7 protein-coding genes are annotated in these 5687 nt (G+C 70.9%); 3 read left to right on the top strand and 4 right to left on the bottom strand.

All coding sequences use genetic code 11. The annotated features are described in order from the left end of the window. The 3 genes from G6024_RS02845 to G6024_RS02855 form a co-directional block, all read left to right on the top strand. The coding region (locus G6024_RS02845; protein WP_235027736.1) for a lipase family protein at positions 1-443 on the top strand (443 nt) is incomplete at its 5' end. A 170-nt stretch (positions 444-613) separates the two neighbouring features. Beyond that, positions 614-1093, top strand: coding sequence for a MarR family winged helix-turn-helix transcriptional regulator (locus tag G6024_RS02850; protein ID WP_338122125.1), 480 nt, complete (start codon positions 614-616; stop codon positions 1091-1093). Next, on the top strand, positions 1090-2496 hold the full coding sequence (locus tag G6024_RS02855; RefSeq protein ID WP_159147926.1) for an MFS transporter: 1407 nt from the start codon (positions 1090-1092) through the stop codon (positions 2494-2496). Before G6024_RS02850 ends, G6024_RS02855 begins: the two co-directional genes overlap by 4 nt. Positions 2497-2572: 76 nt before the next feature. Here G6024_RS02855 and G6024_RS02860 read toward each other — a convergent pair whose 3' ends face one another. From G6024_RS02860 to G6024_RS02875, 4 genes are all read right to left on the bottom strand, one after another. Then, positions 2573-2938, bottom strand: coding sequence for a DUF1330 domain-containing protein (locus tag G6024_RS02860; protein ID WP_159147928.1), 366 nt, complete (start codon positions 2936-2938; stop codon positions 2573-2575). A 49-nt stretch (positions 2939-2987) separates the two neighbouring features. Beyond that, on the bottom strand, positions 2988-3725 hold the full coding sequence (locus G6024_RS02865) for a mycothiol-dependent nitroreductase Rv2466c family protein (protein WP_159147930.1): 738 nt from the start codon (positions 3723-3725) through the stop codon (positions 2988-2990). Between the two features lie 110 nt (positions 3726-3835). Continuing rightward, the gene (locus G6024_RS02870; protein ID WP_159147932.1) at positions 3836-4207 is read right to left on the bottom strand and encodes an iron chaperone; all 372 of its coding nucleotides are present in this window, start codon (positions 4205-4207) and stop codon (positions 3836-3838) included. Between the two features lie 109 nt (positions 4208-4316). Beyond that, a partial coding sequence (locus G6024_RS02875) for an alpha/beta hydrolase domain-containing protein (RefSeq protein ID WP_338122126.1) occupies positions 4317-5687 on the bottom strand: 1371 nt, incomplete at its 5' end.

Here is a 5687-nt window from a genome sequence, read left to right on the forward strand (position 1 = left end):
ACTTCAACGACCGGGGCCGGGCCATGCTCGCCACCACCGCCGACCAGTGCATCGGCGAGACCGCGGTCCAGTTCTTCCAGCAGCGCACCACCGCCTACACGGTCTCGGGCCGGTCGGCCGGCGACATCGTGCGCTCCGAGCCGGTACTCACGGGATTCCTCGAGCGTCAGCGGATCGGCCGGCTCGCGCCCACCACACCCGTGCGCGTCCTCTCACCCGTGAACGACGACGTCGTCCCGGGCCACCAGTCACAGCAGCTCGGTCGCGACTGGTGCGCGCAGGGCGTCACCGTGGACATGGTCATCGACCCGATGCCCCCCGTCGCACCCGGCCTGGTGATCGGTCACGCCGCCCCCATGCTCACCGGCCTGGAGGGCAACCTGCGATACCTCGACGACCGCGTGGGCGGCGTCCCGGCGCCCAGCAACTGCGGGACCTACTGAGGCCGACTGCTCCGGGGGCCCGGCCCGCCGGGCCCGGCGTCGACAAGACGGTTCCGCATACATTCACCGAGAGACAGGTGCGCGGAACGCTCTTCTCGATGCGCCCCACCGCCCACCCCTCCCCACCCTTGCGCAAGCAGGTTGCGCAATCCGGTTGTAGACTCGCCGGAGTGACACCGACCGACCCGCCCGCTGGGCCACCCGCAGACCCGACCGCTGCCCCGTCGCCCGACATCGCCGCCCTGGCCGACGACCTCCGCCACGCGCTGCGCCCCCTGTGGCGACGGTTCAACTCCCACCGGACGTTGTCGATGGGCAAGGTCGGGATCCTGTCCCACCTGGAGCAGCGCGGACCCCTGGCCGCGACCGACCTGGCGGGCCTCGAGCGGATCAGCCACCAGGCGGTCGCCAACGCCGTCCGCGAACTACAGAATCTCGGACTCGTCTCCCGCAGCCCGGACCCCGCCGACGGCCGACGCACCCTCGTCACCATCACCGCAGACGGGTGCGAACAGCTCCGCACCGAGCGCGCCGCGGGCCAGGACTGGCTGGCCCACGCGATCGGCGACCACCTCGATGACGCCGAGCGCGACCGTCTCGCGGCCGCGGTCCCCCTGCTCCGCCGCCTCGACTCCGAGGACGCCCGGTGACCCCTCACCGGCGCCCGGCGCCCCGCTGGTTCGTCCAGGCCCTGGTCTACGCCGCCCTGACCAGCTCGATCGTCAGTTCCCTCGGCATGCTGCTGGTGCCGTCGGTCTCCGCGGAGTTCGGCATCCCCGTGAGCACGGCGCAGTGGATGCTCACGGCCAACCTGCTCGTCGGCGCGGTCGCGACCCCGATCATGGGCCGCCTCGCCGACGGCCCCCATACCCGGAAACTGCTGCTGACCAGCCTCGGTGTGATCTTCCTCGGCTCGATCATCGCCACCGTCGCGCCGAACTTCACCGTCTTCCTCGTCGGCCGCGCACTACAGGGACTGCTCTACGGCACGGTGCCCATCACCATCGCCCTGGCGCGCCGACACCTCACCTACACCGCATCGCAGCCCACCATCTCGACCCTCTCGGTCACGGTGTCGGTGGGGATGGGACTGGGTTACCCGCTCACCGGCATCCTCGCGGCGACGTTCGACCTGCGGGCCGCGTTCGCCTTCGCGGCGCTGTTCGTGGCCACCGCGGCGTTCGGCGTCTGGCGCTTCATCCCCGCGGGCCCCGATCCGCTCGCGCCCCGCACGCCGTTCGACATCGGCGGGGCTCTACTGCTGGGCGGCGGGCTGGCCGCGCTGCTCCTGTGGATCTCCGAGGGGCAGACCTGGGGTTGGGGGTCCGCGACGGCGCTCGTCGTCCTCGTGGTCGCGCTGAACACGCTGCTCTTCTGGATCGTGCACAGCATTCGCACCCTGCATCCCCTGGTCAACCTCCGCGTGGTCCGCCGGCCGGAGGTCCTGCTGGCCAACGCCACCGCGATCGGCCTGGGCACCGCGATGTACATCGGGTTGTCCATCGCGAGCCTCGTGGCGCAGGCACCCGCCGACACCGGCTTCGGCCTGGCGGTGCCGCTGATGTGGGCGGGCTTCATGATGGCGCCGCTGTCGGCGGGCAGTCTCGTGGCCAACCGCACGGTCCGTGCCCTGTCCCGCCGCTACGACATGGCGGTGTTCCTCCCCGTCGGCGCGGCCGTGATGACAGTGGCGTCGGTGCTGTTGTGGTTGCGGCACGGCGACTTCTGGACGCTGGCGATCGGCATGTTCCTCTTCGGCGCCGGGATCGGCTCGGGTTACGCCGCGATGCCCGCGCTCATCGCCCGCAGCGTGGCGGTGGACCAGCTCGGCAGCGCGGTGAGCTTCAACCAGGTGCTGCGCACGGTCGGCGGCGCGGTCGGCGCGGCCCTGTCGGCCGCCGTCCTCGCCGCGCACCCCTCCGACTCCGCGTACTCGACCGACGAGGGCATCACCATGGCGTTCGGCGTGGGTGTGATCTGCTGCGCGACGGTGATGCTCGCGTTGGTGCTCCACGCCGTCACGAGTCGACGACGACGACGAGCCCAGCAGTAGCCCCCGGCGTCCCGCATTCTGCGCGCGATCGCACTCGGGCATGCGCCACGGAATCGACCGCCCCCGCGGGTCGGAGTCAGGCCCAGGGGGTCGTGGCCTGGAGCACCGCTTCCTGCAAGGCGCTCGTACGCAGTTCCGTGACGGTCTGGTACTCGGGGTCGGCGACCATCTCGCTGAACGCGGCGCGGCTGGGGTATCGGACCAGCAGAACGGCATCCCAGTCCTGGCCGGTCTCGGCGACCAGGGCTGTGGAACCGTCACCCGCGTAGAGAACCTCAGCGCCGTAGCGGGGGAGGAACGTCTCATTCAGCGCCGCAGCGTACTTCGCGTAATCCTCACGCCCGCCATCGGCGAACCGGAGCAGGTTCAGCATCACCACCGGGCCGCCGGGGTCGTCGGCGAGGTAGCGCTTGAGGTCTCTTCCTCGGGGATCGATAGCCATCAGGCGAGTATCTCCTCCAGTCCCGCCGCTGTGGCGCGAACGGCCATCCTCACTTCTTCTGCCGACGGCTTCCGCCGTGCCAGTCCTCCTGCGTGCCGACCGTGTCCGCGTCGACTCCGAACGCGGCGAGCTGCGGCTTCTCGCGCAGGCTGCGCTTGAGCTCGGCGAAACCCGGGAAGCGGGCGAGCCCCACCACGTGGTCCCAGAGCTCGGCCGCCGAGTCCTCGTGTGGCAGCCGGCTGATCACGGGTCCGAAGAAGGCGACGCCGGCCGGTGGTTCGAAGTGGATGATGGGCGTGCCCACGTCCTTGCCCGTCAGCGAGAGCGCCTCGTCGGTCTCCCGGCGGATCTCGGCGTCCCACGACTCGTCGTCGACGGCGTCCGCCAGTTCGAGCGGCAGATCAGCGTCGGCGAGGACCAGCCTGGCGAACTCGCTCGTGCCGCGCCGCTCACGCTCGTCGCCTTCGCTGCGGTCGTCGCCGGCGTCCGGAGCGGCGTCGAAGATGCGCGCCCCGAAGGCGGCGTACAGCGGCGCCATCGCCGCGCGGCCGTGCTCGGCTCGCGCTCGAGCCGCCACTCTCAGGAGCCGCAGCCCGGCGGTGTGGCCGGCTTCGTACTCAGGGGGGAAGTGCGCGTCGTAGTCGACACCGGCGTTGACCAGGCGCAACGAGATGAACCGCCAGTCGACCGTGTAGTCGCGCTGCGCCTGCACCTGGCGCACCCACTTGCTGGTCATCCAGGCGAAGGGGCAGACCGGGTCGAAGTAGAAGTTGATGTCGGCGTCCATGCGCCCACCCTAGCCAGGTGCTCTGGCCACTCAGGTCGAGTACGCGGGTGACGGGTGAGACGCCTTCCCTGCGGCGTGCCCACGGTGAGAATTGAAGCCCTGCAGGCGCTTCACATCCAGTTGACGCCGTCGCGTTCGTGTTCGCGGACCCGGTACTCGATCATCTCGGTGAGTAGTGGGCGGGGTGGCGTGGTGTCGTATGGCAGTGCGATCGTGCCTTTGCCGGTGCGGTAACGGGTGAGCTCGGCCTCGAATGCGGCTCGGGTGGTTGGCGTGAAGGCGAAGTTGGCATGGGCCTTGTGTCCGCTGAACATGAACAGAATGACGCCGTCGGCATGGACGTACGCCGGGTGGCCCCACTTGATCTGCTCGACTGCGTCGGGAGCGGCGTCTCGACAAATGGTGCGGAGTTCGTTGAGAAGGGCACGGCCGAGCGGTGGTGCTGTGCTGATGTACTCGTCGATGGTCGCTGATTTCGACATCGTCTCCAACTCGATCCTGTTACCTGGCTCCGCTGATTGTGGGTTCGCTACTCGCCGGGGGGTGGGTGCCGGGCGTCGGTGTTTCGAGAGACGGAACCTGACGACGCACTCACCAGCTGATGCGCTCCGGGCGGGCGTCGGCGAGGATCTCCGCGCGATCGTCGGCCAGCAGGAAGCCCTCCGCGATGAGCCGGTCGGTTGCCTCCTCGTAGGCCCGCAGGTACTCGTCGCGGCCCGACCACCGCTGACGCAACTGCTCCTCGGGCACATCCTCCGTGCGACCGAGGAGCATGCAGAACGGCGCGGACTGCGGGTACGGCGCACCGACCAACCTCTCCACCGGCGCCTCCACGGCCGGGGTCCGCACGCCACCGCGGCCGATGCCCAGATCGCCGGGGACCACCTCGTCGTCGTCGAGCTCGACCGGCGGTGCGCCAGGCGGCCTGGCCCCGCCGGCCACCCACGACACCAGGTGACGCAACGCGGCCCGCACCACGAACACCTGCTGGCCACTGTTGATGGCGCCGCCGCAGTCGACCAGGCCCGCCAGCTCGCCCAACTGGTAGGCGTCCGCGTGCGCCTGGCCCGCGATCTCCCAGGTGACGATGGCCTTCGAGTCGGGCTGACGCGAGCGGGCCGAGTCGAGCAACCCACCCAGATCACCCTCGGCCTGGACCACGAACACGGGGGTGTCGAGGTCGTCGCGCAGGAGCATGGTGGACGAGCGGACGGCGGTGGCGATGCCGGCCGCGCAGCCCCGGTCGTCGAACGGCAACGCGCCGCCGCCACGGCTGTGCAGCAGGAACCCGTCGAACACGCCGACCAGCGGGTGCACACCGTCGATGTAGGAGGTCAGGGCGATGGCCGACTGCGACTCCCCGATCGCGATCACCGTCTCCGGCGCCAGCCCGGCCAGCGGGCCGTCGTCGCGCGCGTCGCGGCAGAAGCGGCCCACCTGGGTGACGATGTCGTAGGAGTACGCGTCACCCGGATGGTGGAGATCGCCGTAGCGCTCGGCCCGCTGCGTCCGCAGGCCGACGGTCTGCCCGCCCATCCCCACGGCCGCGTCGCCGCCCTCGACACCGATGAACTGCGCCGACACCCCGACCCACGCGTGGCCGGCGCGCACGATCTCGTCGGCGAGGTAGGTGTACTCCGGCGCGGCGTCCTGGCCGCCGCTGACGTTGAGCCACTCCACCAGCACCACCCCGCTGAACCGGGCGGCGTCGGGGCGGCGGACCAGCACGCGGGTGGCGAACGGCGCCGAGTCGGCCTCGGCCAACCGGACACGACCGTCGTGGGGCAGCTCGCCGACCGAGTAGGACACCGCCTCACCGGCCACCGCCCACTCCGACTCCGTAAACCCCGCCGCCGCGAGGTCCGGGCCCGGGCGGGCGGCCATGGGCGGGGCGATCCGCCCCTCGGTGAGTTCGGTGAACGTCGGCGTCCGGACTGGCTGCATGATCCCGATTCTCTCCCG

This window comes from Dietzia maris (assembly GCF_014144855.1).
Lineage (GTDB): Bacteria > Actinomycetota > Actinomycetes > Mycobacteriales > Mycobacteriaceae > Dietzia > Dietzia kunjamensis.

Bases quoted from the DNA above. Each gene is read 5' to 3' on its own strand.
- G6024_RS02870 (WP_159147932.1), bottom strand. From the start codon at position 4,207: ATGTCGAAATCAGCGACCATCGACGAGTACATCAGCACAGCACCACCG.
- G6024_RS02860 (WP_159147928.1), bottom strand. From the start codon at position 2,938: ATGGCTATCGATCCCCGAGGAAGAGACCTCAAGCGCTACCTCGCCGAC.
- G6024_RS02865 (WP_159147930.1), bottom strand. From the start codon at position 3,725: ATGGACGCCGACATCAACTTCTACTTCGACCCGGTCTGCCCCTTCGCC.